This window comes from Streptomyces sp. NPDC006265 (assembly GCF_040613555.1).
Classification (GTDB): Bacteria; Actinomycetota; Actinomycetes; order Streptomycetales; family Streptomycetaceae; genus Streptomyces.
This window is the reverse complement of the sequence record NZ_JBEXSH010000959.1, coordinates 1-3266: the sequence shown is the minus strand read 5'-3', so window position 1 is coordinate 3266 and position 3266 is coordinate 1. Positions and strand designations below refer to the sequence as shown.

The following is a 3266-nucleotide window of genomic DNA, read 5'->3' as shown; positions in this document are numbered from 1 at the left end:
GGACCAACTCCTTCACCCGGGTCACCCGGCGCTACCCGGGCCGGATGGTCTTCGTCTGCGGGAGGACGTCCCGCCGGCCGCACTGGCCCGCGCCCGTACCGCCGCCGCCCTGCACCGCACCGAGTGGCGGCTGCGCAACGTCGTGCCCGCCCGGGCGGCCGCGCCGTCGGACCTCCGCTTCCGCCCCGACCGCACCTCCTGGCAGGATGTGCGCACCCAGGCCTTCGCCACCCGGCCCGCCGTCCCGCGCACCGCCGACGAGCACCTCGCCGTCGGGGACGCGACCGCCGCGCTCACCCGGTACGCCCATGTCCTGGCCGACGCCCCGGCGGATCCCCATGCCCTCTCGGGATGGATGGTCGCCCGGACGATCCTCGAACCGGGCCGGGCGGCCCGCCGGATGCTGGCCCGGCCGGAGGAACTGCTGGAGCCCTCGCCCCGGGTGTGAGCCGCCCTGCCCCGCTTGTCGTCGGAGCGACGAGAAATGGCCGTCATGGAAACGGCCGAGGAGCGCGTCAATACGCCCTCCGATGGTCAGGATGGAGGCATGGCATACCACGTCCACTCCGAGGCCGGGCGGCTGCGCCGCGTCATCCTGCACCGGCCCGATCTCGAGCTCAAAAGGCTCACCCCCAGCAACAATGCCTCGCTGCTCTTCGACGACGTGCTGTGGGTGCGCAGGGCCCGCGCCGAGCACGACGGCTTCGCCGACGTGCTGCGCGACCGCGGCGTCGACGTCCACCTCTTCGGTGACCTGTTGGCCGAGACGCTCGAGGTCCCGGCGGCCAGATCCCTCGTCCTGGAGCGGGTCTTCGACGAGAAGGAGTACGGCCCGCTCGCCACCGACCCGCTCAGAGCCGCCTTCGAGAACATGCCCGCGCCGGAGCTGGCCGAGGTCCTGATCGGCGGCATGACGAAACGCGAGTTCCTCGACGTGCACCCGGAGCCGACCTCCGTGCGCTTCCACGTCATGGAACTGGACGACTTCCTGCTGGGCCCGCTGCCCAATCACCTCTTCACCCGTGACACCTCCGCCTGGATCTACGACGGCGTGTCCATCAACGCCATGCGCTGGCCCGCCCGGCAGCGCGAGACCGTGCACTTCGAGGCGATCTACCGGCACCATCCGCTGTTCCGCGACGAGACGTTCCACGAGTGGTCGAAGGGGCAGAGCGACTACCCGTCCACCATCGAGGGCGGGGACGTGCTGGTCATCGGCAACGGGGCGGTCCTCATCGGCATGAGCGAGCGCACCACCCCGCAGGCTGTGGAGATGCTCGCTCACAAGCTGTTCGCCGCCGGCTCCGCCGAGACGATCGTGGCCCTCGACATGCCCAAGCGACGCGCCTTCATGCACCTGGACACCGTGATGACGATGGTCGACGGTGACACCTTCACCCAGTACGCGGGCCTCGGCATGCTCCGCTCGTACACCATCGAACCGGGCGTCGGCGAGAAGGAGCTGAAGGTCACCGACCATCCGCCGGAGCACATGCACCGCGCGATCGCCGCCGCCCTCGGCCTCCACCAGATCCGCGTGCTGACCGCCACCCAGGACGTGCACGCGGCCGAACGCGAGCAGTGGGACGACGGCTGCAACGTTCTCGCCGTCGAACCGGGGGTCGTCGTCGCCTACGAACGGAACGCCACCACCAACACCCACCTGCGCAAACAGGGGATCGAGGTGATAGAGATCCCGGGCAGCGAACTGGGCCGGGGCAGGGGCGGGCCGCGGTGCATGAGCTGCCCGGTCGAACGCGACCCCGTATAGGCATGCTGAGTTTCGTATAGTATTCCAGCACGTCCGTGTCCCCCGTATTCCTGGAGTGCCCTCATGGCGACTGTCCCGACCGCCCTCGCCGGCCGCCATCTCCTCAAGGAGCTGGACTTCACCGCGGAGGAGTTCCGCGGTCTGGTCGAGCTGGCCGCCGACCTGAAGGCCGCCAAGAGGGGCGGGATCGAGCCCCGGTACCTCCAGGGCCGGAACATCGCGCTGATCTTCGAAAAGACCTCCACCCGCACCCGCTGCGCGTTCGAGGTCGCGGCCGTCAATCAGGGTGCCTCGACCACGTACCTCGACCCCTCCGGCTCCCAGGTAGGGCACAAGGAGTCGGTCAAGGACACCGCGCGGGTGCTGGGCCGGATGTACGACGCGATCGAGTACCGGGGCGACAGCCAGCAGAAGGTGGAGGAGCTGGCGGCGCACGCCGGGATCCCCGTCTACAACGGGCTCACCGACGAATGGCACCCCACCCAGATGCTCGCCGACGTGCTGACCATGACCGAGCACTGCGCCAAGCCGCTGACCGAGGTCGCCTTCGCCTACCTGGGCGACGCCCGCTTCAACATGGGCAACTCCTACCTGGTCACCGGCGCCCTGCTCGGCATGGACGTACGGATCGTCGCGCCGAAGGCGTACTGGCCCGCCGAGGAGATCGTCGACCGGGCCCGCGCGCTGGCCGTGACCAGTGGCGCGCGCATCACGCTCACCGAGACCGTGGGCGAGGGCGTCCGCGGCGCCGACTTCGTCGCCACGGACGTCTGGGTCTCGATGGGCGAACCGAAGGAGGTCTGGGCCGAGCGCATCACCGCCCTCGCCCCCTACGCGGTGACCATGGACGTCCTGCGCGCCACGGGCAACCCGGACGTGAAGTTCCTGCACTGCCTGCCCGCCTTCCACGACCTCGGCACCAAGGTCGGCCAGGAGATCCACGCGGCCTACGGCCTGGACTACCTGGAGGTCTCCGACGAGGTCTTCGAGTCGGCGCACTCGGTCGTCTTCGACGAGGCGGAGAACCGGATGCACACCATCAAGGCGGTCATGGTGGCAACCCTCGCCTGAACAGGCCTTATGCTGACCGGCGGCCCGGAGCCACCCCTTCTCCGCGGCCGTCGCGCGACGAACCCGTCGCACCCCCGCACCATCGGAAACGACCACCCGTGTGCCCGCTCCCCGTATCAAGCCCCCGCCCTCCTCGTGGCGGAATCGGGCGCCGACCGTGAGGGCCACGGCCTCAAGCGCACGATGGGTCTCTTCCGGCGCGACGACCTGGATCCAGTTCGCGGGATTCCTGCTGGTCGGGATCGCGCTGTACCTGCTCTACGGGCGCCGGAACTCCCGTCTCGCCGCGCTCACGCCGACGGACGCCGCTGAGCGGGTACCGCAGGCAGTCTGAACCAGACGGCCTTGCCCGACTCGGTCGGGCGGTGCCCGCAGGAGGAGCTCAGGGCGCGGATCAGCAGCAGCCCGCGCCCGTGCTCCTGCC

Annotated in this window: 3 protein-coding genes and 1 pseudogene; 3 read left to right on the top strand and 1 reads right to left on the bottom strand. The window is 70.1% G+C overall.

The window, feature by feature from the left end; genetic code table 11:
• The 3 genes and pseudogenes from ABZ281_RS43450 to argF all read left to right on the top strand — a co-directional run.
• Positions 1-448, top strand: a pseudogene (locus tag ABZ281_RS43450) (hypothetical protein); the annotation flags it as partial.
• A gap of 99 nt (positions 449-547) precedes the next feature.
• Complete coding sequence (locus ABZ281_RS43445) at positions 548-1771, top strand: arginine deiminase (RefSeq protein ID WP_356663677.1); 1224 nt, start codon at positions 548-550, stop codon at positions 1769-1771.
• Between the two features lie 63 nt (positions 1772-1834).
• Entirely contained in the window at positions 1835-2842 is a 1008-nt protein-coding gene (gene argF, locus ABZ281_RS43440) for an ornithine carbamoyltransferase (RefSeq protein WP_356663675.1), read from the top strand.
• A gap of 290 nt (positions 2843-3132) precedes the next feature.
• Here argF and ABZ281_RS43435 read toward each other — a convergent pair.
• On the bottom strand, positions 3133-3266 hold a 134-nt coding region (locus ABZ281_RS43435), incomplete at its 5' end, for an ATP-binding protein (RefSeq protein WP_356663679.1).